25 protein-coding genes are annotated in these 24,540 nt (G+C 60.1%); 16 read left to right on the top strand and 9 right to left on the bottom strand.

Annotated elements, in window-relative coordinates; genetic code table 11:
* Window positions 1-7: 7 nt before the first annotated feature.
* Complete coding sequence (locus tag K9B37_RS07060) at window positions 8-1,546, bottom strand: MFS transporter (protein WP_224312523.1); 1,539 nt, start codon at window positions 1,544-1,546, stop codon at window positions 8-10.
* A gap of 170 nt (window positions 1,547-1,716) precedes the next feature.
* Window positions 1,717-2,160: a MarR family winged helix-turn-helix transcriptional regulator gene (locus K9B37_RS07055; protein WP_224312362.1), complete on the bottom strand. Its 444-nt coding sequence runs from the start codon at window positions 2,158-2,160 to the stop codon at window positions 1,717-1,719.
* Window positions 2,161-2,316: 156 nt separating this feature from the next.
* On the opposite strand from K9B37_RS07055, the gene K9B37_RS07050 reads away from it, so the two are divergent.
* From K9B37_RS07050 to K9B37_RS07040, 3 genes are all read left to right on the top strand, one after another.
* Window positions 2,317-2,556, top strand: a complete 240-nt coding sequence (locus K9B37_RS07050; RefSeq protein ID WP_224312361.1) for a DUF3297 family protein — start codon at window positions 2,317-2,319, stop codon at window positions 2,554-2,556.
* A 95-nt stretch (window positions 2,557-2,651) separates the two neighbouring features.
* Complete coding sequence (locus K9B37_RS07045; protein ID WP_224312360.1) at window positions 2,652-3,953, top strand: flavin monoamine oxidase family protein; 1,302 nt, start codon at window positions 2,652-2,654, stop codon at window positions 3,951-3,953.
* A gap of 90 nt (window positions 3,954-4,043) precedes the next feature.
* Window positions 4,044-4,547: a peptide deformylase gene (locus K9B37_RS07040; RefSeq protein WP_224312359.1), complete on the top strand. Its 504-nt coding sequence runs from the start codon at window positions 4,044-4,046 to the stop codon at window positions 4,545-4,547.
* Between the two features lie 13 nt (window positions 4,548-4,560).
* On the opposite strand, the gene K9B37_RS07035 is transcribed toward K9B37_RS07040, so the two are convergent.
* The 3 genes from K9B37_RS07035 to K9B37_RS24880 form a co-directional block, all read right to left on the bottom strand.
* Window positions 4,561-4,872 carry a hypothetical protein gene (locus K9B37_RS07035; RefSeq protein ID WP_224312358.1) on the bottom strand — a complete coding sequence of 104 codons (312 nt, stop codon included), beginning with the start codon at window positions 4,870-4,872 and terminating at the stop codon, window positions 4,561-4,563.
* 164 nt (window positions 4,873-5,036) lie between these two features.
* Complete coding sequence (locus tag K9B37_RS07030) at window positions 5,037-5,852, bottom strand: isocitrate lyase/PEP mutase family protein (RefSeq protein WP_224312357.1); 816 nt, start codon at window positions 5,850-5,852, stop codon at window positions 5,037-5,039.
* Window positions 5,853-5,945: 93 nt separating this feature from the next.
* Window positions 5,946-7,427 carry a DNA-3-methyladenine glycosylase 2 family protein gene (locus tag K9B37_RS24880; RefSeq protein WP_369414243.1) on the bottom strand — a complete coding sequence of 494 codons (1,482 nt, stop codon included), beginning with the start codon at window positions 7,425-7,427 and terminating at the stop codon, window positions 5,946-5,948.
* 299 nt (window positions 7,428-7,726) lie between these two features.
* On the opposite strand from K9B37_RS24880, the gene K9B37_RS24765 reads away from it, so the two are divergent.
* The 8 genes from K9B37_RS24765 (at window position 7,727) to K9B37_RS06980 (ending at window position 16,129) form a co-directional block, all read left to right on the top strand.
* Entirely contained in the window at window positions 7,727-9,136 is a 1,410-nt protein-coding gene (locus tag K9B37_RS24765) for a M10 family metallopeptidase (protein ID WP_305072137.1), read from the top strand.
* A 142-nt stretch (window positions 9,137-9,278) separates the two neighbouring features.
* Complete coding sequence (locus K9B37_RS07010; protein WP_224312356.1) at window positions 9,279-9,698, top strand: DUF2267 domain-containing protein; 420 nt, start codon at window positions 9,279-9,281, stop codon at window positions 9,696-9,698.
* Window positions 9,699-9,777: 79 nt separating this feature from the next.
* Window positions 9,778-10,092, top strand: coding sequence for an ArsR/SmtB family transcription factor (locus K9B37_RS07005; RefSeq protein ID WP_224312355.1), 315 nt, complete (start codon window positions 9,778-9,780; stop codon window positions 10,090-10,092).
* A complete protein-coding gene (locus tag K9B37_RS07000) occupies window positions 10,089-10,574 on the top strand; it encodes an SRPBCC family protein (RefSeq protein WP_224312354.1) in 486 nt (161 codons plus the stop codon). The genes K9B37_RS07005 and K9B37_RS07000 overlap by 4 nt, the downstream gene beginning before the upstream one ends.
* A gap of 83 nt (window positions 10,575-10,657) precedes the next feature.
* Window positions 10,658-11,293 (top strand): ATP-dependent Clp protease proteolytic subunit, encoded by a 636-nt coding sequence (locus tag K9B37_RS06995; protein WP_224312353.1) that lies wholly within the window; start codon window positions 10,658-10,660, stop codon window positions 11,291-11,293.
* A 647-nt stretch (window positions 11,294-11,940) separates the two neighbouring features.
* On the top strand, window positions 11,941-13,002 hold the full coding sequence (locus K9B37_RS24875; RefSeq protein ID WP_224312352.1) for an HlyD family secretion protein: 1,062 nt from the start codon (window positions 11,941-11,943) through the stop codon (window positions 13,000-13,002).
* 1 nt (window position 13,003) lies between these two features.
* Window positions 13,004-14,974, top strand: a complete 1,971-nt coding sequence (locus tag K9B37_RS06985) for a glycosyltransferase family 2 protein (protein WP_224312351.1) — start codon at window positions 13,004-13,006, stop codon at window positions 14,972-14,974.
* Between the two features lie 18 nt (window positions 14,975-14,992).
* A complete protein-coding gene (locus K9B37_RS06980; RefSeq protein ID WP_224312350.1) occupies window positions 14,993-16,129 on the top strand; it encodes a cache domain-containing protein in 1,137 nt (378 codons plus the stop codon).
* Here K9B37_RS06980 and K9B37_RS06975 read toward each other — a convergent pair.
* The 3 genes from K9B37_RS06975 to rocF form a co-directional block, all read right to left on the bottom strand.
* A complete protein-coding gene (locus K9B37_RS06975; protein ID WP_224312349.1) occupies window positions 16,097-16,558 on the bottom strand; it encodes a GNAT family N-acetyltransferase in 462 nt (153 codons plus the stop codon). The genes K9B37_RS06980 and K9B37_RS06975 overlap by 33 nt on opposite strands.
* 84 nt (window positions 16,559-16,642) lie before the next feature.
* Window positions 16,643-17,701, bottom strand: coding sequence for an ornithine cyclodeaminase (ocd, locus tag K9B37_RS06970; protein ID WP_224312348.1), 1,059 nt, complete (start codon window positions 17,699-17,701; stop codon window positions 16,643-16,645).
* Between the two features lie 3 nt (window positions 17,702-17,704).
* Window positions 17,705-18,634 carry an arginase gene (gene rocF, locus K9B37_RS06965; protein ID WP_224312347.1) on the bottom strand — a complete coding sequence of 310 codons (930 nt, stop codon included), beginning with the start codon at window positions 18,632-18,634 and terminating at the stop codon, window positions 17,705-17,707.
* Between the two features lie 124 nt (window positions 18,635-18,758).
* Here rocF and K9B37_RS06960 point away from each other — a divergent pair, with 124 nt between their 5' ends.
* From K9B37_RS06960 to K9B37_RS06940, 5 genes are all read left to right on the top strand, one after another.
* Entirely contained in the window at window positions 18,759-19,196 is a 438-nt protein-coding gene (locus K9B37_RS06960; protein WP_224312346.1) for an Lrp/AsnC family transcriptional regulator, read from the top strand.
* Between the two features lie 176 nt (window positions 19,197-19,372).
* On the top strand, window positions 19,373-20,488 hold the full coding sequence (locus K9B37_RS06955) for a succinylglutamate desuccinylase/aspartoacylase family protein (RefSeq protein ID WP_224312345.1): 1,116 nt from the start codon (window positions 19,373-19,375) through the stop codon (window positions 20,486-20,488).
* Between the two features lie 106 nt (window positions 20,489-20,594).
* On the top strand, window positions 20,595-20,807 hold the full coding sequence (locus K9B37_RS06950; RefSeq protein WP_224312344.1) for a hypothetical protein: 213 nt from the start codon (window positions 20,595-20,597) through the stop codon (window positions 20,805-20,807).
* Window positions 20,808-20,924: 117 nt separating this feature from the next.
* Entirely contained in the window at window positions 20,925-21,905 is a 981-nt protein-coding gene (locus K9B37_RS06945; protein ID WP_224312343.1) for an ABC transporter substrate-binding protein, read from the top strand.
* Complete coding sequence (locus K9B37_RS06940) at window positions 21,902-23,617, top strand: ABC transporter permease (protein WP_224312342.1); 1,716 nt, start codon at window positions 21,902-21,904, stop codon at window positions 23,615-23,617. The genes K9B37_RS06945 and K9B37_RS06940 overlap by 4 nt, the downstream gene beginning before the upstream one ends.
* A 4-nt stretch (window positions 23,618-23,621) precedes the next feature.
* Here the strand turns inward: K9B37_RS06940 and K9B37_RS06935 are convergent, their stop codons facing one another.
* Window positions 23,622-24,152 carry a hypothetical protein gene (locus K9B37_RS06935; protein ID WP_224312341.1) on the bottom strand — a complete coding sequence of 177 codons (531 nt, stop codon included), beginning with the start codon at window positions 24,150-24,152 and terminating at the stop codon, window positions 23,622-23,624.
* Between the last annotated feature and the right edge of the window lie 388 nt (window positions 24,153-24,540).

Below are 24,540 nucleotides of genomic sequence, written 5' to 3'. Positions count from 1 at the left end.
AGTTCGATCAGGTCGTTGCAGGTTGGAGATTGGTGGCGCGTCGTCCCAGCGCGGCAATCCCCATATGCAGGAGAAGGGCGATAAGAGCGAAGGCGGAAAGGGCGGAGATGAGCAGAAAGGCGTCGTTATAGGCAAGAACGTTTGCCTCGCGGGTCGCCTGCTGTGCAAGCAGCGCAACGCCTTCGGCATTGCGCAGCGCGGGATCGGTCAAGACGCGTGCATAGACCCCGCCGAGCTGCGTCGTGCGCTGCGCCACGAGCGGGTCGATGAGCGTGACATGCTGCACGAGCGCATGAGAATGAAATTTCTCGCGCCAGGTGACGAAAGTGCCGAAGAAGGCGGAGCCAAGAAGCCCTCCGAGGTTCTGTGTCAGCAGAAACACGACGAAGAAGCTCAAAATGTAGTTCGGCCCCTTCTTCAAGGCCGACATCATCCCGGTGGCAAGTGCGGGTGGAAGAAAGAGCGCGCTCGCGAACGCAATCATCGCCTGACTGACATACATTTCAGCGGGTCGGGTCAGATTGGTCGCTTGGCTATCCACATAGGCTCCGATCGCGATCAGGCAAAGGGATACGACATGGATGACGGGCTCTCGCCCAGTCTTCATCACGGCGGCGCAAGCAAGTCCGCCGCTGATGCTGGCCGCGAGGATGATCCATGTCAGGGTCGTGATCTGATCATTCAGGAGGCCGAGCATCTGGAAGAAGCTGAAGGCGCCGCTCGACTGCTCGGCGAGAACGATACGGAACAGGAACAAAGCTCCGGTGAAATGCAGGATTTCCCGGCTTGTGAGCCATCGCACGTCGATCTGCGGCGTCTTGCGGCTGAGCTCGATCATGGCCATTCCTGCCAGCGAAGCGATCGCGACGGCCAGGAGAATGCCGATCCAGGGCGCCTCGAACCACCAATAGAGGCGCCCAAGAGAGAGGACGATCGCCAAGGCTCCGAAGCCTATCGCCAGGAGCGCATAACTGACGACGTCGAGAAGGCTGATCACTTTCGCCCGCGGTTGCGGCGTCAGTGGAAGAAGGTAGACGGCGGCGACGCTCAGGAGCGCAAGAGCCATCTCCATCAAGTAAAGCCCGTGCCATTGCCCGATATCGAGCAGCGCAGGTGAGATGAGGCGCGCAACCGGCATGGCGATGGCCGTGTTCGTGAGCGCAAGGCAAAGACCGATGTTCATCTTCCGCGCCGGCGGAAACAGCTCCAGCATGTAGAGGAAGGCGAGCGACGACATGGGTGAGGCTGCAATTCCGCTGAAGAAGCGCACAACGAGCGCAGATTGCAGGTCGTCCACGACGAGATGCATCCCCGACACGAGGACGAAGCCGAGAATCGACAGTTCCGCGAAGCGCCGGAGGCCGAACTGCATGCGGATCTTGAACAGGAGCAGCGACAGGCTGACGTTCGGTGCCATATAGGCGGCCATCAACCAGGTTGCCTCGTTTGTGGTCGCACCGAGAGAACCCTGAATTTGCGGAAGGTTCGCAGACACGAGGTTCATTCCGAGACCCTGGGTCAGGGCAAGCAGGACCGAGGCCAGCATATAGGCGGCTGCGAGAGGCAGTGGCTTCGGAACGAAGGCTGGAGGAGCCGGGGCCGCAGGAGGCTGTGATGGAGGTGTCTCGGAGGACGTAACGACTGGCTTCGGAGCGGAGGTGGTTTCCGATGCCTCGTCTGGAGAAGCTTCCGGCAGTCTGAGCGCACGAAAGGCAGTCATGCGATATCCTCGATGTTCCGGGACATGGCGTGAAAGACCCTGATCGCGGCCTGGAGATCATCTTCCGTAACGTCAGTAAGCACGGTTTCCCGCACATCGTCGGCGAGCCCGCTGACCAGACCAGCCTGGATGCGCCCGCCGTCCGTCAGGGCAATCTGCTTCGCCCTTCGGTCGCCTTCGACGGGCTGGCGTTCGATAAGGCCCTGCGTCTCGAGGTTGTCGAGGAGGCGAACCAAGGTCGGGCCCTCGATCTCCAGTTCGATGGCAAGTTCCGTCTGCGTCACGCCTTCCTTCCGAAGAAGGCGCAGCAGCGTTCGTGCCCGAGCCATGGTGAGGCCATTGGCCTTTACTCTGGCGTCGAAAGCGGTCCGCAGCTTGCGGCTGACTTTGGTGAGCTCGTCGATAAACGCGACGCGTGTATCGGCACGGGTCGATTTCATAGGGAGGACATTGATAGCATGCTAATGATATGGACGCTATATAGACGACGAGTCCGGTTCGCACAAGCCGGGCGGCATTCTCCAATGGTACGATAGTTGGAAATTTTCGTTGGAGCGGCTATGGCCAAGAGCACGTTTTGAACCAAAGGCCAGCTCATGACCGATACCCCTCCGGATCGCCTCTCTACCGACCCGAAGAGCCCCTATTACGATGCAGCCATCCTGGAGCGGGGCGTTGGCATACGGTTCAAGGGGACTGAGAAGACCAATGTCGAGGAGTACTGCGTCAGCGAAGGCTGGGTCCGCCTCTCCGTTGGGAACACCAAAGATCGCGCGGGAAATCCGCTTACGATCAAGCTTAAGGGGCCCGTAGAGCCCTATTTTCGCGACGCGTAACGCCCTAAATTCGCGCCAATCCAGTCTAGAGTGGATCAATGCATTCACCGAAGAATGTAGATCGTCCTCATAGCCTGTAGCAAAGGCGCGACTTCATGCGGCTCACCCGACGCGGCGTTCTGGCTGGCGCTGTCTCATTCCCCTTCGTTCGCCGCGCTCTTGCCGCAGGGACGGACGTCCTCGTCATTGGAGCGGGTGCCGCGGGACTGACGGCGGCCAAGCTCCTACGCGAGGCCGGTGCCACGGTCACGGTTCTCGAAGCACGGGCGCGGATCGGGGGCAGGGCCTTTACGGATCAGAGTCTCGGTGCCTATTTCGATGCCGGAGCCCATTATATTCACTGGGCGGAGCGCAATCCCTGGCGGCAGATCGCTCAGAATCTGAATGTCCCCCTCAACGAGGAAGGGAACGGCGGCTTCAGGGTGTATCGGGACGGCGTGCCAGTGCCGGAGACGGAGCGACGGCGGCGGCGGGCGGCCTATCGTGACCTGGAAAACCTGATCGAGGCCACGGGGTCCCTGGATGGCTCGTTTGCCGACGCAGTTCAAGGCAAGGCGCCAGAGCTTAGCGCGGCCGCTGGCGGCATCACGCTGTTTGCACTCGGAGAGGAGCCGGAACGGGTCTCCGTGCAGGATTACGACCAGCTCTGGAGCGGCGACGATTTCATCCCTCTCGGCGGATACGGCACACTCGTCGCCCGATATGGAGCGAACGTTCCGGTCAGTCTCAATACCCCTGTGACACATCTGCGCTGGGGAGAAGGCCGTGTCGAAGCCGAGACGCCAAACGGCATTGTGACGGCGCGCACCGCCATCGTGACGGTGCCGATCGGTGTCCTCCAGGCAGAAAGCCTGCGCTTCACGCCAGCCCTTCCCAATGAGACGCTGAAAGCGCTCAACGGCTTGCACATGGGAGCCCTGACCAAGATTGCTCTCCGGGTTGATCGGTCACGGTTCGGAACCGTCGAGGCGACCGACCTGAGTGACATCGATTCGCGCGGTGAGGCGACAAGCTTCGAGTTCTGGCCCGATGGGCAGGAGCTCGTGCTCGCTTATCTCGGAGGCGATCATGCCCGCGAAGTCTGCCGTGCGGGTGAAAGAGCAGCGATCGATTTCGCGACCGAGCGCCTTGCTACGATGGTCGGAGGGCGTATCCATGAGGCCGTAAAGAGTGGGCGCTTGGCCGGATGGTGGAGCGATCCGTACTCCCATGGCTCCTATTCCATCGTATCGCCGGGGCACTTGGCCGCGCGGCAGGCTCTGCGTGTGCCTTTGGGTGACAGGGTTTGGCTGGCGGGGGAGGCGAGCGCAGGCGGCGGTGCCATGACAGTCGGCGGAGCCTCGCTAGAGGGGCAGCGGGCTGCCAGCGAGGTGCTGCTACGTTTGCAGCGATCATAGATCAGATCGTCATTCCTTTCAGGACTCTGCTTACCTTGGCAGGGCAATGCAATCGAAATAAGAGAGCTTGCCCTGCCATGGAGACGACGCTTGCCTGTTCGGCCCCTCGTGTATTTTCCCGATCCGCGCCTGCGCCAACCGGCTCATCCCGTCACCATATTTGACGATGCCCTCAAGGATCTCGCGCAGGATTTGCTCGACACTATGCATGCCGCGCCAGGCATTGGAATTACGGCGCCGCATGTCGGTGTTCTAGCACGGTTGACGGTCATTGAGCTCGATCCGAAAAGCGGTCCGAGAACTTATGTCAATCCGCTCATCACATGGCATTCCGACGATACCGCTCGCCATGTGGAAGGCAGCGTCTCCATGCCCGGCATGACCGATGAAATCGAGCGCTCGAAACGGATCGGGGTGGCGTTTCAGGATCTCGATGGCAAGGAATGCGAAGAGGAGGCAGACGGTTTACTAGCAGTCTGCCTCCAACATGAGATCGATCAGCTCGGTGGAATCTTTTGGCTCGATCGCTTGTCACGATTGAAGCGTGATCGATTGATCAAGCGTTTCAACAAGATCACTCGTCAAGATACTTGATCCGTGTGATGCGCTACCAACCATATCCGCGCTGTCGTGCCGGTCTCAACGGGAAGCAGCCGCGATAATTGCAGGTGGATTCCCACAACTCTCCGGTCGCGACATTGATGCAGCGGCTGGCATTGCAATCCCATGGGCCGCGCCGAACAGGCCGCGGCGGCGGATACTCGTCCATGTCGCGATAGCGCGGCGGCGCATAGCGAGGGCCGGGACCGTAGTAGTAGCCGCCATCGTCGGGATACCCATAGGGCTGCGCGCCTGCAGGACCTGCGGCAATCAGAGCGCCCGCAAATGTCAGAGAGACCAAAGCAACGCGATTCAACATGGAATTCTCCACATGGTCGGCCCGCTCATCCGGGCTGTTGTGGCTCCGAGAATCGTCGGTTGCCACTGAACCAATTCTGAATGCGTTCGTAGGCTCTCGGTTCCCTCCGGCTTAACGATGATGTGCGTGCGACCCGTGAGAATGCCGTGGTCTGGCCGTGTTACTCAGCGTGGCGACATCAAAGTATTGATCTCGCCATAGGACTTGGCCGCAATGCAGATTGCGTTCGAATTTCCCGTCTCAAGGAAGGAGCGCGCCAATGTTGCGAGCTGACTGAGCAGCGCTTCGGAGAGCGCGGAACCGGCGCTGAGCCGCCGTGCGCCGAACCTCAGCAGCTCGCTGGCATCGGGAAGGTTGGGGCGCGCCATCAGGTTGAGCGGCAGATCGGTGCCGGCGGCAACCTGCCGGATATCCTCCGAAGCCGTTGCACCTGGAACGAAAATGCCGCTTGCACCTGCATCGCGATAGCGTCTGGCGCGCGACAGTGTTTCCTCCACGCGCTTCTCCTGCGGCGCGAGAGAGCGCAGGTAGACGTCGGTGCGAGCATTGATGAACAGATTGATGCCGCGCGCCTCTGCAGCGCTCCGTGCTTTCTCGATCTTGGCGCAGAGCAAGTCGGGCGGAGCCGCTCCATCCTCGATGTTGATCCCAACTACCCCGGCATCGACGATCCGGGAAACGAGCTTGCCGACCTCTGTCGGATCATCGGAATAGCCGCCTTCGATATCCGTGCTGACCGGAACGCTGACGACCCGCGTGATCGACTCAATGGTTGCGACGAGGCGATCAACGGGGAGCGTGTCGCCATCCGCATAGCCGTTGGCCCATGCGACGCCGGCGCTCGTCGTTGCGATCGCCTTGCTGCCGAGGCTTTCCATCAGGCGCGCCGTTCCGGCGTCCCATGCATTGGCGAGGATCAGGAGCTCAGGCCCCTGATGAAGACGGTGGAAGAGAGTGGCGGCGTCGGGACGTGCGTTCATGCGAGGCTCCGGTGCAAGACAAGTCGAAGAAGTCAAAGCGCGACGATGAAGAAAGTGGATCGGTGAGGATATGAATGTTCGCGTAAGCTATCTCTATGCGCTCTTGCTGTCAGCAGCCCAGAGATGCTGAGCAGCATAGGCGCGCCATGGGCGCCAGGCCTCTGCGCGCTTCTGCAGCTCCAGAGGGGAGGGTCTGACCCCATCCTCGCCTGCGGCGCCGCGCAATAGCCCGATATCGCTGGCAGGAAAGGCGTCGGGTTCGCGCACGGCCCGCAGGGCAATGTAATGCGCAGTCCATTCGCCAATTCCGCGGATTGCACTCAGCCGGGCGACTGTCTCTTCCACGGTGGCAAGGGGCTGGAAGAGGTATGGATCGGCGACGGCGGCCTCGGCAACAGCCTTCAAGGCGGACTTACGGGCCAATGGCATCCCAAGCGAACTCAGATCCGCGTCCGTCACTTGAGCTGCTGTCGGAAAGGTGAGGGCAAGTCCTTCTCCGTGAGGTGTTACAAGCGTCGTTCCGCAGATGCGCGCGAGCTTGCTGCCAAGTTGTCGACCCGCTTTAACCGAGACCTGCTGCCCGAGAATGGCGCGCATGGCCACCTCGAAACCGTCCCAGCCTCCAGGAACACGAAGTCCCGGTCGTGCCTCGATCAACCGTGCGAGATGCGGATCCCGCGCCAGATGGTTCGAGACGGTCATGATATCGGCACCCAGATCGAACACACGCCGGATCCGCGCTACGATAGCAGGCAACGCACGGACCTCGGGAAAACGAATGACGGCTTCGAGGCTCTCCTTTTCCGGGAGGTGCAAGATTGCAATCGTCCCAGCCTGGCCATCCAGGAGGACGGTCCGTCGATAGATTCCGCCTTCGACGCACTCCACACCATCGATGGCGCGAGCCTTCAGAAACGACAGCATGGCATCCCAATCGTACGGAGCGCGGTAGCGAAGCCGGACCGTCACGCCTGTCGTCGCGGCAGAGCCTTCGGGAAGTGCACTGATGCTCCGCTTGCGGATCGCGCTCGGAGGACGCCGGTATAGGTTCTGGAACGTCTCATTGAAGCGGCGGACGCTTCCGAAGCCAGCGGCCAGGGCAACCTCGGACATGGGAAGCCGCGTGTCGTGGATCAGCTGTTTGGCGAAGAGAATGCGCCGGGTTTGCGCTACGGCAATGGGCGAAACGCCAAGGTGCTCCTGAAAGAGGCGCCGCAATTGGCGTTCGCCAAGACCCAGCCGTTCGGCAAGAACTTCCACGCTCGCCCCTTCGCCATCGAGCGCGCCCTCGGCGATCAGGACCAAGCCACGGGACACGGTGTTGGATGTTCCTCGCCAGGAGCCTAGGTCGGGCGCGGTCTCGGGTCGACAACGCAGGCAGGGACGGAAGCCCGCCTCCTGTGCTGCGGCTGCAGAGAGGTAGAAACGGCAATTCTCGAACTTCGCCGTAGATGCCGGGCAGATCGGACGGCAGTAGATACCCGTGGACGTGACGCCGACGAAAAGCCGCCCGTCGAAGCGGCGGTCCCGGGATTGCAGGGCTCGGTAGCAGACTTGGGGGTCGAGTTGGGTCATGCGACTATCTTGCCATTGTCGGCGCCCGGACGCTCGCGGTTTTCGGACATGAACGGTGGAGATCTCCTCGTCCCCTGCTGGTTGTGCCGAATCACCCTGCTTCCAGGGGAGCCGCCTCGAAAAAGGATTTGCTGCCTGCACCTGTGCCTATGGTCCGGCAGTGACCCGTTTCAAACTCGGGATGGGTCGGAATTCTCAATATCCTGCAGTGATTTAGCGCAGTTTATACCCCGTAAGAGTTATGTTTCTTCGCGCGAACTTTCGTAGCCTTTCCCGTCCAGGACTGCAAAGGAGCCACAATGACGGGAACGATTCCAGTCGAGCGTACCGGCAATCAGGACATCGATGCTCTCTTCTCAGGGCTGATGTGGGATACGCAGAACCTCACGTATAGCTTTCCAACCAACGCATCCTTCTATGGTCAGGCTTATGGCCTGGGTGAGCCGCAGAACGGCTTTAAAGCCCTCAACGCCCAGCAAATCGCCGCTGCAACGGTCGTGCTGGCTTCCGTCTCCGACGTGGCGAACGTCACGTTTACACCCCTAACGGAAACAGCCACGAGCCATGCGACCCTGCGCATGGCCATGTCGGCTTCTCCGTCCTCCGCCTGGACCTACACGCCATCCGATTATGCCGAGGCTGGAGACACCTGGCTCGGCACGGCGAATGGCTGGTACGATTCGCCTCAGCTCGGCAACTATGGCTATTACACCCTGCTTCATGAACTGGGGCACGCCCTGGGTCTGAAACACGGCAACGAGACAAATGTCTATGGTGCCCTGCCATATGCGCATGACTCGATGGAATACTCCGTCATGACGTATCGGTCATATGTTGGCGCCGCGGGACAGTATGTGGAAAACGAGACGTGGGGTTATGCTCAGTCTCTGATGATGGACGATATCGCTGCGCTGCAGCATCTATATGGCGCAAACTTCTCTACTCATGATGAGAACACCGTCTATCGGTTCGACCCTGTGACGGGACAGACCTTCATCAATGGGAAAGGGCAGGGAATACCGGGCGCAGACCGCATCTTCGAGACGATCTGGGATGGCGGCGGAGTCGATACCTACGACCTGTCGAACTACACCACGAATCTCTCCGTTGATCTTCGTCCCGGCGCTTGGTCGACCTTGTCACAGATGCAGTTGGCGCAGCTCGGCAGCGGTCACAAAGCGCAGGGCAACATCGCAAACGCGCTTCTTTACGACGGCGATCCGCGCTCGCTCATCGAGAATGCGACGGGCGGAACGGGGAATGATACCATCACAGGCAATGCGGCCGCCAATGTCTTGAGAGGTGGTAGTGGCAATGATCGCTTATACGGCCTTGACAACAATGACACGCTGATCGGCGGCGACGGCAACGATACCCTCACAGGCGGCCTCGGCGACGATGCCTTCGTGTTCAATACGAAGCCGAATGGCACGACGAACGTCGACCGCATTACCGACTTCAACGTGGCCGACGACACGATCATGCTCGACGATGCCGTCTTCACGGCGCTCGGGAACCCCGGTTTTCTCGATCCGGCGGAGTTCTGGACAGGCACGAAGGCGCATGATGCTTCGGATCGCGTCATCTACAATGCATCGACGGGCTTGATCTCCTACGATCCGGATGGAACTGGTCGTGCGGCACCGATTCAATTTGCGCAGGTCAACAAGGGCCTGAAGATGACAGCGAATGACTTTCTGATCATCTAAGGGTGTTGCGCTCAACGGCGCGGTCGCCCGCTGACCGCGCCGTGGCATTCCTCACGAACGCGTCGTTTAAGTTGCCTATCCGTCAACTTCGCCTCAGCGCCTCTCTTGATTTGCTGGCACTCTTCCGCGAGCGTGGGCGATTATGACGATACCCATGGAATACCAACACGCTTCGGAAGACTTCGAGCGCTTCCTTGCAGATGCACGCAGCGAGGCGGGTCTTGCAACGCGCAACCAAACCTACACGATGGTTCAGGCCGTTCTTCTTGTCTTTCGCCGCCGCCTCGATGTCGAAGAGAACATTCGCTTCGCAGGCGTGCTTCCGCCAATCCTTCGCGCGATCTTCGTCGCGGAATGGGATCCTCGGGAACCGAAGCGGCCCTTCGACGATCGTCCAAGTTTGACCCGCGAAGTTCAATTCGTTCGGCAGCACCACAACTTCGCTCCCGATAGCGCCATTCTGGATGTTGCCGCGGCCCTTTGGCGACATGTCGACCGGGACGCATTTTCGCTGATTCTGTCGACTTTTCCGGAGAGCGCCGCGGAGTTTTGGCGGGCTTAATGGGCTGCACCTGGAGCGACCGTCCTGCGATCGCAGAATGAGATTGTCTATCGTATAAGTATGTGCTTATATGTTTGGCATGATCGAAGCTGAGGTCTTTCGCATTTTGTCCGATCCGACCCGCCGTGCCGTTTTCGAGCGGCTGGTCGGGCAGGAGTTGAGCGTATCCGAGCTGAAGGACAGCTTCGCGGTATCTCAACCTGCGATTTCGCAGCATTTGGCGGCATTGCGGAATGCCGGCCTCGTCGAGGAGCGACGAGAGGGCCGCTTCGCGTATTACAAGGCCAACCCGAACGGACTTGCGCCGCTGGTCAACTGGGTCGACCGCTACCGCAGCTTCTGGCCGGAGAAGGTCGAAAAGCTCAAGGATGTGCTCAAAAGGATGGATCGATGATCGATGAAGACATGAGCCTGAGAACACGATCCATCACAGTCGAATGCGACCTGGACGAGCCGCCGGAGAAAGTATGGCGTGCGCTCTGCACAAAAGAGATCGTCGCCGAATGGCTCGGTCCCAACACTTTGGAGCCCCGTGCCGGCACGGCCTTCGAAGTTCAGGCTCCCGAGGCCGGCGGGACCGTTGAGTGCAAGGTTCTGGATGCGTCTCCCGGCCAGCGCCTGTCGTATTCCTGGCGTATCCACTCGCCCGATCAGGATGTGTCTCCTGTCGACTCGGTGGTGACGTTCGAGATTGCCGAGACACACACCGGTGGCACCCATTTGCGAGTGATCCATAGCGGGTTACCGGTCATTCAGAGTGCGAAATCCTTCACGCTGTCGGCGCATGGTAATCGGCGGCGTTCGTTGCTGCGAGCCGCGAGATCGATGACGCGGGTTTTGCAGACCACAGGGATTGTTTTGCGCTGCGCCGCCTAACGTCCTGTCTGGCCTATCCTTTCAAGTGTGCTCCGCGACGCTGGAGATGGCGAAGCGTTGCCTGGTTACATGGAGAATGATCGATGAGAGATCCTGTTGCGCTCTATAGCAGTATGCTGGTCCCGATGGTGGTCGAGCAGTCGAACAGGGGCGAGCGCTCTTTCGACATTTACTCCCGGCTGTTGCGCGAGCGTATCGTCTTTCTGACTGGCCCGGTCGATGATACCTCAGCGTCCCTGATCGTGGCGCAGCTCCTCTTTCTCGAGGCCGAAAATCCGAAGAAGGAGATCTCGTTCTACATCAATTCTCCGGGCGGCGTCGTGACTTCGGGATTTTCCGTATACGACACGATGCAGTTCATCCGTTGTCCGGTGACGACGCTATGCGTCGGGCAGGCCGGCTCCATGGGTTCGGTCCTGCTGACGGCAGGAGAGGCCGGCCACCGCTTCGCGCTGGCCAACAGCCGCATTCTGGTTCACCAGCCGTCCGGCGGCTATCAGGGGCAGGTAACGGATATCATGATCCATGCACGGGAGAGCGAGGCGCTGAAGCGGCGGATCATCGAGATCTATATGAAGCATACCGGTCAGGATTACGACGCTGTGGAACGCGCACTCGATCGCGACAACTATATGTCGGCCGACCAAGCCAAGGCCTTTGGTCTGATCGATGCCGTGCTCGACCAACGCCCGAACCTACCGCCCAAGGAAGATCTCTGAGACGCTGCAATCCAATGAACTAAATTTCTGCCAATCTGGCTCGGTTCCGATGCAGAGCAACATTGCGCTGCAACGCAAACCGGCGGACGAAAAGCCGAAAGGTGAGGCGGCGGACTGCGATATCTTGATCAAGAGCTGGTTGGCTTCGCCGTCTAAGCGCGCCTGAGTCTCTAACTTTCGCAAGATCCGCCAAGTCATGACGCCAGAGTAATATAGTTTCTTCGGCAACTATAAGAATCGAAGACTGAAATCCAAAGATTTAGCGATTTTTCTTCTTTTTGTTCCCATCGTTAGGAACCAATCTTCCATGAGCGCACTTATTGGTTAGGTTGTATTATGTCCGCCATAAAGTGTAGGCGGAGAAATACGGTCGCTGCTTTGCTCCAAGCTGGCTCTAATATTGCAAGGTGTATTGACAATCCGTGGATTTCCCGGAACGAAAAGGCTAGGCTTGGATTGATCAAGCGCCGCTCAGCGCGGTTACACTGTGGCTCTATTAGACGATGAAGCGCTTACGTATTTTTCTTGGAGCGGTCCTCCTCATTGGAGGTCTTTATATTGTTGTTGGCGAGCACTTGGCCGGCACGAGTGCAGATGCCACTGTCAATGCGCGCATAGCTGTTCTGCGAGCCCCCGTGGAGGGCGTCGTGAATTTCGCGGTGCGCAACATTGGTGCGCATGTCTCGCCTGAGGAATCCGTCGCTCATATCACGGATGACCGCTTTGACACCGCTCGCCTGATTGACCTTGAGCGTGCCCAGTCCGCACTGGAGATCGACCGGCAACGGATTGCGGCTCAGATTTCTGCCGTGACCGAGGCGCGCAAGATCATGCAGGCGCAGGCAAACGACTATAAGGAAGGTCGCGTCCGACAGATCGAAGCGCGGATCGGCGAGGCCCAGGCTGCACAGGAAAGCGCTGCAGCCAAGCTACGCGAGGCCGACAGTGCCTTGAAGCGGACGATCTCCCTCAATGACCGCGGCTTGCAGACGAACATCACCCTCGACAAGGCCAAGGCAGATTACGATGTCGCTCAACAGGACATCCAGGGCACGCAGCAGCGCTACAATTTTCTGTCGACTGAGCTTGCCGCGGCGAAGAATGGCGTCTTCATCGGTGATTCCTACAACGATGCACCCTCGTCGACGCAGCGGATCCGCGAGTTCGACCTGCGTTTGGCGGAGTTGGCGGCGGAGTCGCGGCAAGTCGAGATGCGCCTCAGGCAAGGGAGCGAGCAGGTATCTGCCGAGCGGGTGCGCGTCAACAAACTCACATCCGCTGAATTGAACACCGACCAGCCAAGCATCGTCTGGAACTTTCTGGTCAGCGGCGGAGAATATGTGAATCGTGGTCAGGATCTGATGCGCCTTGTGGATTGCTCTACGACCATGGTGACTGCCAGCGTGAGTGAGACCGTTTATTCCCGCCTCAAAGTCGGCATGCCGGCGCAGTTCCGTCTCAATGCGGACCAGAGAGTCTTCGACGCCACCATAACACGCCTTGGGGGCTCTGGTGCCTCAGGCCTTTATGCGACCCTCGCCATCGGTCCGAGTGCGGAGCATCTGAGCCGGTTCGACGTCGCCCTCGATGTGCCGAACCTGACAAGTGATCCGGATCTCTCATGCGCAATCGGTCGCACAGGGCGGGTCATCTTTGCCAGCGGTCCTCTCTCAAGTTTCCGCGAGGTGCTGGCCCGGTTCGGTTTGTAGGATGCTGATCCTCGATACATATTTATCGAGCTTCGCTCTCGTCGCCGTGGTGGCGGGGCTTGTCCTGCTCGTCGGCCCGCTCGCACGCAAATCCAACGATTGGATCCGCGTCTTCTTGTTGGCGCTCACGGCGATCCTGGCATGGCGCTACATGGTCTGGCGCATCACCGCTACAGTACCTCCGCTCAGCTTCGACATCGATGCGATCGCGAGTTGGATCTTCCTCACTGTCGAGGGTTTGGCTTTGGTTTCCTCGACTTCAGCCTACTTTATTCTGACACGGCGCCGAGAGCGGCATGCGGAAGCCGACGCGCATCTCCGCTGGTGGGGCGACGACCCACCTCAGGTCGATCTTTACATTGCTACATACAACGAGGAGCGGGCCGTCTTGGAGCGCACCTTGTCCGGTGCGCGAGCTATCGACTATCCGAAGTTGCGCGTTTTCGTCCTTGACGACGGTCGGCGCGATTGGCTGACTGAGCTATGTCAGGAATACGGCGCTGAACATCGAACCCGCCCCGACAACAATCATGCAAAGGCCGGCAATATCAATTACACCCTACGCCAGCGGCTGCAGGATCCGGATCCACCCGCCTTTGCCGCTGTGCTCGACGCCGACTTCGTGCCGCATCCGAACTTCATTCGCCGCGTATTGGCTCTGTTTCACGATCCGGGAGTCGGACTCGTGCAGACACCGCAGCATTTTTTCAACCCCGACCCGATCCAGCACAATCTCGGTATCGCCCAGGCCTATCCCGACGAGCAGCGGTTCTTCTTCGATCACCTCGAACCGGCGCGCGATGGCTGGGGCATTGCGGTGTGCTGCGGTACCTCCTCCATGGTGCGCATCGAAGGAGTGAAGGCGATCGGCGGCTTTCCGACTGAAAGCGTGACGGAGGATTTCCTTCTCACAATTCGTCTCGACGAGCATGGATATCAGACGGTCTATCTCAACGAGCCGCTCACCGAAGGTCTCGCGCCGGAGGGGCTGCAGGAATACATCGTCCAGCGCGGACGCTGGTGTCTTGGAATGATGGAGATCATCCGCAACGTCTATAATCCGTTCGGGACCAATCGTCTGCGCCTGATGCAGCGCATCAGCCTACTCGATTCGCTGATGTTTTGGACGACCACCTTTCCCTTTCGCCTCGTCAGCCTGCTATGTCCGCTGCTCTATTGGTACTTCGGCATCATTGTCGTCAATGCCTCGGTAAGTGACATCATCACCTATTACATGCCTTATTACATCGCGGTCCTGTTTACCTTGAACTGGATCTCGGGCGGGCTGATCATGCCGCTTCTCAACGATGTATCGCAGCTTCTCGCGGCCTGGCCGATCACCCGCGCTGTCTGGATGGGATTGTTTACGCCGGGGCCACACAAGTTTCGCGTCACAGCAAAAGGTGGTGATCGCACCAAGGCTGTCGTCCAGTGGCCGATTATGAGACCCTTCGCCATCATTTTTGTGCTGACGCTTCTCGGCCTGCTTCTGCCGCTCACTGGGGACATCCTCTTTAGCCATGTCAGCAGAGCAGGCGATGGTATCCGCATCATCATCTTCTGGACGCTCTACAACCTTGCCGTGCTCGCAGTCACGATGGCTGCTTGTATTGAACGCCCCCGCGTCAATCGTCCGCAGCGGATCGCGACTGAGCAGGTGATCCTGTCTGTCGACATCAATCGATTCTACGGTTGGCTCACAGATCTCGGCGTTGACGGTGCACGCATTCGTGGCCCTGCCGGGCTGAGCATCGGTGAGAGAGGAACTATTGAACTTGAAGGTGTCGGCGAAGTCGCAGTGCGGATCGCCGAGACAGCGCCGGATGGCTATATTCTCGATGTGCTCACCACACCGCAGCAATATTCCCTTCTGCTGCGAAAGCTCTATACGGCCGATGCTGCTCCTGGAACGACACGCGGCGATCTCGCCGTCATGATGAAGGGTTGGGCGCGTCTGTTCGCGTCACGATGATGAATGAGGCAGCAGCCTATGCGATTGAATCTAAAAGTGGTCATTTTCCTCGGTGGCTCGATCCTTGTGCTGGCGCCAGCCCTGATATCGGGCATGTTTTTCGCCAGTTCCCTGCAGCAGCGCGTCGAGACAGTGAACATCAATCGCCTTCGCGCTTTGGGTGAACTTGCGTCCGATCAGATGGCCCGGCGGATGCACACCCTTTGGCGCGACGTTGATGGCATGGCTCGCACGGCAGATCTTTCCTCTCCGGATGAGCTAAGAGGTCGGTTCTCTTTCCTTGCTCAGCTCGATCCGCGCTATTCCTGGATCGGTGCCGCGGCCGTCGACGGCAAAGTGGTGGCCGCGGTCAATGGATTGCTTGAGGGACAGAGCGTGGCGGAGCGTCCCTGGTTTCGACGCGGCCTGAACGGGCCATCCGCCAGTGACGTGCATGATGCCAAACTTCTGGAGAAGCTGTTGCCAGCCACGCCAGAACCTCGGCGCTTCGTCGATTTCTCCGCTCCCATCAAGAACACGCACGGGGACGTGACTGGTGTGATTGGAGCCCATTTCGACTGGAACTGGGTTCGGGAAAACATTGGAAGTCTCGCGACGCCAGGTGTTGATATCCTTCTGCTCTCGCGCGACCGCACGGTTCTCTACGGTCCGAGCGACCTGCAAGGAAAAGTCCTGTCGGTCGGATCGGCCATAGCGGCTGGTCAAGCAACCTCTATTGCTCTCGACGAGCATTGGCCCGACGGCCATCAGTATGTCAGCGCAGTGGTGCCGAGTGTGCAGTTTCAAGATATGCCGAGTTTCGGCTGGAGCTTGATCGTCCGCGCGCGCGCCGATGAGGTATTCGGTCCTGTGCGTGCGCTCCTTCGCTCGTTCTGGACGATCCTGGGCATCGGCGCCTTATGTACGCTCACTCTTCTTTATCTCTTCGCGCAATGGATCGCTGTGCCGCTGAATCGACTGGTAGGTTCGGCCGATGCATTCGCAAACGGTCGTGCCAGCGTCCCCGTGTACGAGGAAACGCGTTACGAGGAGGCGCGGGATCTCGCCGCTGCCCTCGTTCGCCTTCAAACGCAATCCATGCGCCCCTATCAAAAGCGAACGGCAAAGGTAGCTTCAGCGGATTCAAAGAAGCTTTCGATAAAGGAGGAATCCTGAACGCTCGGCAACCTGATCGTAGAGTCGCATCGCAGTGGCGTTCGTCTCGTGGGTCTGCCAATAGACGCGGGGAGCACCGGCCCGCGCGGCTTCGCCATAGACACCCTGGATCAGGGCGCGACCGACACCTTTTCCTCGTGCCTCTTCGCTCGTAAACAGATCCTGCAGATAGCAACTGGGTGCAATCGCCGTCGTGCTCCGGTGGAAAAGGTAATGCGCGAGGCCCAGTACTCGATTGTCGCATTCCGCCACCAGGGCATGGACCGGCTCATATGCGTCGAAAAAGCGCTCCCACGTCGTCTGGGTGATCTCCGGCGCCAGCGCCGTCGGCCCCGATCGACCATAGAACGCATTGTATCCGTCCCAGAGAGGTTCCCATTGCGGTCTGTCGTCCCGGACAATCGGTCGAACGACGATGGCTGCTTGCATTTCCGGGCTCCGTCGCAAGGAATGTAAGATGCTGGCAACGTGCCGGGAAAATCCTTGTCATTACGTTAAGTCGTTGCGTCGGTCTCAGGCGGCGGAGGGAGCTGCTGCCTGGGCACGTAGAAGCATTCCGAAGAGATCGCGCGGTTCATCGGGATCGGCCAGAAGGTCGAGTTCTTCGTAAAGACCCGTTCGCTCGACCTCTCGCTTCACGTAGCGAAGCGCCGAGAAATCCTCGATAGCGAAGCCGACGGAATCGAAAAGCGTGATCTGCCGAGCGTCTGTACGCCCCGGTGCGTTGCCGGCAATCACCTGCCACAACTCGGCGACCGGGTGGTCGGGGGAAAGCTGCTGGATTTCTCCTTCGATCCGTGTCTGCGGCGGATACTCCACGAAGATATCGGAGCGCTTCAAGATGTCCGGATGCAATTCGGTCTTGCCGGGACAATCACCGCCGATGGCGTTGATGTGGATGCCCGATCCGACCATATTGTCCGTGAGGATCGTCGCATTCTGCTTGTCGGCAGTGACCGTCGTGACGATCTGTGCGCCTTCCATCGCCTCTTCGATTGAATTGCAAATAGCGATGTCGAGACCCATTCCGGCAAGATTACGGACGCATTTCACGCTTGCTGTCCTGTCGATGTCGTAAAGGCGGAGTGTGTCGATGCCCAGCAATGCCTTGAAAGCGAGAGCTTGGAACTCCGCCTGGGCACCGTTGCCGATCATCGCCATCGTGCGCGCATCTCTCGGAGCGAGGTACTTGGCAGCGAGCGCCGAAGTCGCGGCGGTGCGCAAGGCCGTAAGAATCGTCATTTCCGTAAGCAGCACCGGATAGCCGGTGCCGACATCGGCCAAGACGCCGAACGCTGTCACAGTCTGACGTCCCTCTCGGGTATTCTTGGGATGGCCGTTCACGTACTTGAAGCCATAGACCTCGCCATCGCTCGTAGGCATGAGCTCGATCACGCCCTCCTTGCTGTGCGAGGCAACACGAGGTGTCTTGTCAAAGGACTCCCAGCGGCGGAAATCTGCTTCGATCTCGTTTGCGAGCTCGACGAGGAAGCGCTCCACGCCGATGGCAATAACGAGCTTCATCATGTGATCGACGCTGACGAACGGAACGACGTTGAGTTTTTCGATCATGATTCAGAAACTCCGCGTCGGACGGTCGAGGACCCGGCGACCCATCAGGCTCGCCACGAGATCCACCATGAGCAGGGCCGTACGGCCGCGCTCGTCCAGGAAAGGGTTGAGCTCGACGAGATCGAGGCTGGTGACGAGGCCGCTGTCATGGAGAATCTCCATGATCAGGTGAGCCTCTCGGAATGTGGCTCCGCCGGGAACTGTTGTGCCGACGCCAGGCGCGATGTTCGGATCGATGAAGTCGACATCGAGGCTCACGTGCAGGCGGCCATTGGCTGCGGCCACCCGCTTCAGAAAGGCCTTGAGCAGCGTGACGACACCGTTCTCGTCGATAGCGCGCATGTCGTGAATGGTGACGCCGGCCGTCGCAAGGGCAGCGCGCTCGGCATTGTCGACGCTGCGAATTCCCATCATGCACACGTTCTCGGGACGTATCGGCACGGGATTAGCCGGGAAGTAGCCATCGAAACCGCCGCGACCGGTCGCATAGGCCATGGGTACACCGTGCAGGTTGCCGCTTTGCGTCGTGTCGAGCGTATGGAAATCCGGATGGGAATCGAGCCAGAGGACGAAAAGCGGGTGATCGTCCTCCGCAGCCCGGCGGCTTAAGCCCGTCATCGAGCCGGCGGAAAGGCTGTGATCACCCCCGAGGAAGATCGGGATACCCTCGCCGCTTGCCTCGTAAGCGGCCTGCGCGATGGTTTTGGTCCAGGCAACGATCTCCGGAAGGAACTTGATCGCTCCGTTGGTGTGCGTGAGGTCACGGGTGGGGCCTGGCGCGAGATTGCCCCGATCCTCGACCATATAGCCGAGATCGCGCAGTGCTCCTGCGAGACCCGCCGTGCGGAATGCGCTAGGGCCCATGTCACAGCCGAGGCGTCCTGTACCTTCCTGCACTGGGACACCTAAAAGGATACAGGGCTTGCGCGTCATTCACCTCTCCATGGAACGGTCATCAAGTTACCGAAGGGGATTGGCGAAATGAACAATAAAGATTGACAGTTTTGTGCAAATGGCTTCTCAAAATGATAATCTCGGCTTTTCAAAATGGTGAGTTATGGACGAGCTCGATCAGCGTCTCATCACGCTGCTGCGCCACAACGGGCGCCGCAGCGTGTCGGATCTGGCTCTGGAGCTCGGCGTATCCCGTGCGACCGTCCGATCCCGCATCGAGCGGCTGGAGCGATCAGGGGATATTGTCGGATACACAGTCATTCTGCGCGCCGATGCCGTGTCGCTGCCTGTGCGCGGGATCATGCTGATCGAGGTCGAGGGGCGGGCTGCCGATCGTGTCGTCGATGCGCTGGGAGGCTTTCCGGAGATCAGTGCCATTCACACGACGAACGGAAAATGGGATCTGGTGGTCGAGCTGGGGACTACGAGCCTGACCGATTTTGACGCAGTGCTCCGACGTGTCAGGCTCATACCGGGCGTAATCGCCTCGGAGACCAATCTGCTCCTGGCCACCCCGCGCAGTACACGGGCGCGCCTCTGATGATGGGCACTCGAAAGAGGCACGCTCGCGTTCCTAACGGCAGATGTGATAACGAGCTTCGATCAAATCCGTCGGGGGCACCGTCCCTCATTCTCCTCTGCCGTTCGCTGGCCCATGACGGCCGCGGGCATTTCTATCGCCGGCACTCGTGGCCGGTCTCTCCCGGAGCAGCGTTCATGCGTCGCGAAACACTTTCTATCCCTGGCAGCACGTCCGGATTGTCCATCGACCTCACCGTCCTGCGCTTCGGTACGCCCGGTGCAAATCCCAAGATCTACATTCAGGCTGGACTGCATGCCGACGAGACGCCGGGGCATCTGACCGCTCATCACCTGCGCCAACGGCTCACGGCCCTTGAGGATGCGGGCAGGATCAAGGGCGAGGTCGTGCTCATTCCGGTTGCCAATCCGATCGGTCTGGCGCAGCAAGTCAATGGCGTCTTCCATGGCCGCTTCGACCTGTCGGACGGGGGTAACTTCAACCGTTATTTTCCCGAATTGACGGACGAGGTCGCGGAGGTGCTCGCCTCACAGCTCGGATCGGATTCGCAGAAGAACGTAGCGCTCATTCGCTCGGCGCTGAAGACTGCGCTTGCCGCGCGCAAGCCCGTCACGCCGACGGACCATCTCAAGCACCTGCTCCTGAACGAGGCGATCGATGCCGACATCGTGCTCGACATCCACTGCGATTCCGAGGCGGCGGTGCACCTCTACACGCTGACGCCGCAGGCGGAAGATTTTGCGCCGCTCGGCGCCTATCTCGGCGCAAAGGCGGTGCTGCTCGCGACCGAATCCGGCGATAATCCCTTCGACGAGGCGGTGAGCCGTCCCTGGCTTCAACTGCAGGAGCGCTTTCCCGCTGCGGCCATTCCGCTCGCGGGCCTTGCGACGACGCTCGAGCTGCGCGGCAGGGCGGATGTATCGGATGCACTCGCCTCGACGGATTCCGAAGCGATCCTGAATTACCTCACGCTGCGCGGAGCCATCGCCGGAACACCTCCGACAGTCCCGACCCCAGCAGCACCACCCACACCGCTTGCCGGAACCGAAGCACTCACGGCGCCTCGTCCCGGCATCGTCGTATTCGAGAAGGAGGTGGGTGCCTCCATCAAAGCTGGGGACGTTATTGCGCGCCTCATTGACCCAGTCTCCGGCGAAGAGACCCTCGTGCACGCCACCACCGATGGCGTTCTTTTCGCGCGCTCGACGGGCCGCTTCGTCCATGCCGGTAAGAGACTTGGGAAGATCGCCGGCGCCAAGGAAATCCGTTCCGGCAAGCTCCTCAGTCCGTAACGCACCCGCTCTTCGCGAATCCTTCCGCCCGGGCCGGGCGGGCTTCTGCCACGACCATGTCACATGAAACGCTTAACAGCACATGGACGATGCAGAGGAGCAGGCCATGTCAGACCGTCGCGAGCCGAGCCTGAACGAGTTGCTGGCGGATCCGATCATCCGCCAGCTCATGGCGCGGGACGGCGCGACGGAGCAGCAGGTCCGTTCGATCGCCCTGTCGGCCCGGCGGCGGATTGCGGAGCAGCGTCGGCAGATCGTGGCGACTGAAGTCATGTCCGGTGCGTCGCGTTTCCGGCCCCTTCAGCCCTGCTGCGACTGATCCCCAGGACCTTGGAGTGCGGCCCGGCCTCGGCTGGCATCAGGGATGAGGGCGTCGTATAGCTGTCACCAAACCCCTCTAGGCCAGCCCTCTCCATCCATTCTGAGGTTCTATGCCATGAAGCGCTTGGCTCTCGCTTTTCTTGCGGCTGCCTTTTTGCCGGCCGCCGCCTTCGCGCAGGACGTCGCGGGCAAGCTCGTTCTCTATACGAGCCAGCCGAACACCGATGCCCAGCAAACCATCGATGCCTTCAAGGTAAAATATCCTAAGGTCGATGTCTCGTTCGTTCGCGATGGCACGCCGCGAATCCTCGCCAAGCTCGCTGCGGAGTTCGAGGCGGGGCAGCCGCAGGCGGACGTGCTCCTCATCGCCGATAGCGTCACGATGGAAGGCCTGAAGAAGGATGGGCGGCTGATGGCCCATGACAGCCCGGCGCTGTCCGCCTATCCGGCCGGGATCCACGATCCGCAGAAGCAATGGTTCGCCACCAAGCTGATCACCACGGGCATCGTCTACAACACCAAGGCGTCCTTCAAGCCTACGTCCTGGGCGGATCTGACGAAGCCTGAGGTGAAGGGGCAGGTGGTGATGCCGAGCCCGCTCAACTCCGGTGCTGCCCTGATCCACGCAGCCACCCTGACGGGTAATCTGGACGGTGGTTGGAAATACTACGAGGCACTGAAGGACAACGGCGCCATGGCGGGCGGCGGCAACGGCGATGTGCTCAAGAGCGTGTCCGGCGGCGACAAGCTTTTCGGTGTCATCGTTGATTTCATGCCGATCCGCGAAAAGGCCAAAGGCGCGCCGGTGGAATTCGTGTTCCCGAAGGAGGGCGTGTCCGCCGTGTCGGAACCGGTTGCGATCCTCAAAGGGACTAAGAATCCGGAGGCGGCCAAGGCCTTCATCGATTTTCTCCTTTCCAAGGACGGCCAGGAGGTCGCGTTGAAGCAGGGCTACATCCCCGCCCGTGCCGATGTTCCGCTTCCCGCAGGCTATCCCTCCCGCGATCAGATCAAGATCATGGCGTTCGATGCGGCTAAAGCGCTTGCCGATGAGAGCAAGAACAAGATGACCTTCGCCGACATCTTCGGCCAGTGAGAACGGCGCTCACCGACGGGCGCCCCCTTCTCGAACGGGGAGGGGGCGCCCTTGCCATTCTGACATTCTGTGCCGTCCTCGTCTTCGCCATTCTGCCGATGGCGCGGCTGCTGGTCGCTGCGATGGTTCCAGGCGGCACTTTCGGTGCGAACGCGCTGCTGGCGCCGTTTTTGAGTCGCGCCGGCCAGGGTGCGGTCATCGCCACACTGGAGACCGCGACAGGATCGACCCTTCTTGCGCTCTGCCTCGGTTCCGCGCTCGCTCTGGTCCTCACGACCGCAGACGTCCGAGGACGACAGGCCCTGACCTTTCTGTTCGTGCTCTCGATGCTGATTTCGCCCCAGGTGGCGGCTGTCGCATTTCTGAGCCTTGCGGGCCCCTCGTCGCCGCTTCTGACGACATTAGGGCTCGCTCCCGAACCTGGAAGTGTGAATCCTCTGCTTGGGCGCGGGGGCGTGATCCTCGTGATGGGACTTCATCATGCGCCTCTCGTCTTCATCGTGCTGGCTACCGGGTTGAAGCGCGTGCCGCGCGCCTTGATCGAGGCGGCGCGCATCGACGGTGCTCGCCCGACGCGGATCATGACAACGATCCTGCTACCGATCCTGCGGCCGCATCTCGTCGGTGCGGCTCTTCTCGCCTTCGTGGCGGGCGTCGGCAATTTCGGTATTCCGGCCGTGCTCGGACTGCCGGTCAACTATGTCACCTTGCCGACGCTGATATATCGGCGGCTTTCGAGTTTCGGACCGACCATCATCACAGATGTGGCTGCGCTCGGTATTCTCGTTGGAGCGCTGGCAGGGATCGGCGTCATTGCGGGTCGCTTCGCGCTTCGTGCGCCCGCCATTCTGCTGGAGGACGATGCGAGACTTGCGCCCTTCTGGCGTCTGGAACACAGAAGGCCGGTCGTTGAGGCAGTTCTCTGGCTCGTCATCGCAATCGTGTTGATCCTGCCGGGCCTCGGCTTGCTGACGACCGCGCTCGTGCCCTCGCACGGCATGCCGCTCACCGCGGCAACGATCACTTTCGAACATTTCGTCGAGATTTTGCTGCGCCAGCAGGTGACCATGAGGGCCTTCGCGAACTCATTCGTCTTCGCCGGCGCAAGCGCTCTTTTCCTGGCGCTTTTGTCGATTCCGCTCGCCTATGCCCTTGCGCGCCGCATGCCTCGTCTGGCTGGGCTCATCTCTGGGCTCATTGAGATGCCCTACGCGCTGCCGGGGGTCGTGCTTGCCATCGCGTGCATTCTTCTCTTTCTCAAGCCGTTGCCGCTCATCGGCCATTCGCTGTACGCGACGCCGTGGATCATTCTTTTCGGCTATGCGTCGCGCTTCCTGGCAGTCGTGCTGAAGCCGGTGGCTGCCGCCATGGGGCAGATCGACCCGCTCCAGGAGGAGGCGGCTGCGCTTGACGGCGCGGGATTCTGGCGTCGCCTTAAGGATATCGTCGCGCCCTCGCTGCTGCCGGCAGCCGCTGCCGGAGCACTTCTGGCCTTCCTCTTTGCCTTTGGCGAGCTCACCGTCTCGGCGCTTCTCTGGTCCGCCGGAACGGAAACGATCGGTGTCGCCCTCTACAGCTTCGAGGAGGCAGGTCTGGCGAGCCAGGCTGCCGCAATCGGCGTGGTCACCGTCGCGATCGTTGCCGCGACGATGATCGTTCTCGATTTGCTGCGTTCCCTGCTCCCCGAGGGAATTCTGCCGTGGCGGGTGTAGCGCCTTACTTCACGCTTGAATGATCGGAAATCATGAGTGGCGACGCGCCGACGCGCCAGCGCTCGGGCGCCACGAAGACGCGGCGGCGCTTCTGCGCCTCGAAGGCGAGCGGCGGCTTGGCGTTGTTGATGAAACGTCCGATCTGCTCGTGAAAATCGTTACCGCTGCGCCAGAAGCCGACATTCACAAACGTGGTCCAACGTTTATCCAGATCCCAGACCATCCATGGAAATTGCTCCCGGTCTTCGACCCGGCTGAGAAATTCGCCGATCAGGCCCGAGCGATCCGCGATGGTGGCCTGCTTCGACCAATATTCCAGGAATTCCTGCTCGCGACCTTTCTTGATGCGCCATTCCACCAGGACGATACGGGCATCGGTCGTTTCTGCCGCTGCCGTCTCGCTCTGTGCTTGTCCGGTTGGACGGGCCTCCTGAGCGGAGGCGGCCATCGGCGCGAACATGAGGCTGAGGCCGACGAGAGCCAGAGCCCAGCCGGAAGCTCGGATACCATGTGCCGATTGCAAACCAGTCTTCATCGCATTCTCCCTTTCGATGACGTAGGATTATTGTTTGGTCTTCTCGAAAATGTGAACCGCAATTCACAGCTTTACGACATGCGCCATCGCCAATCCCGAATTCATCGGAGGCAGAGGCGCCGCCGTCCTTCGGCTGCACGGCAATTGAGGCGACAATTGCGTACTTCGAATGCAATAGCGCTCAGAGTGACAAGTTCTTCCTTTGCGTAATAGGCGGACGCTTCATGCGTCTGTCGCTTCTCAGGGGCCTTGTACGAATCGAGCTCACGAGAGGGCCTCCGTCGTAACAGGGCATTATCGGGCCAGAAGCCTCGCCGCTCCGAATGGCTCTCTTCCATCAGCGTTCGAAGAGAAACTGATCATATTTCATCATTTGTGCTGATGAATG

This window comes from Microvirga puerhi (assembly GCF_020089865.1).
GTDB lineage: Bacteria > Pseudomonadota > Alphaproteobacteria > Rhizobiales > Beijerinckiaceae > Microvirga > Microvirga puerhi.
This window is presented reverse-complemented; position numbering and strand designations above follow the sequence as displayed.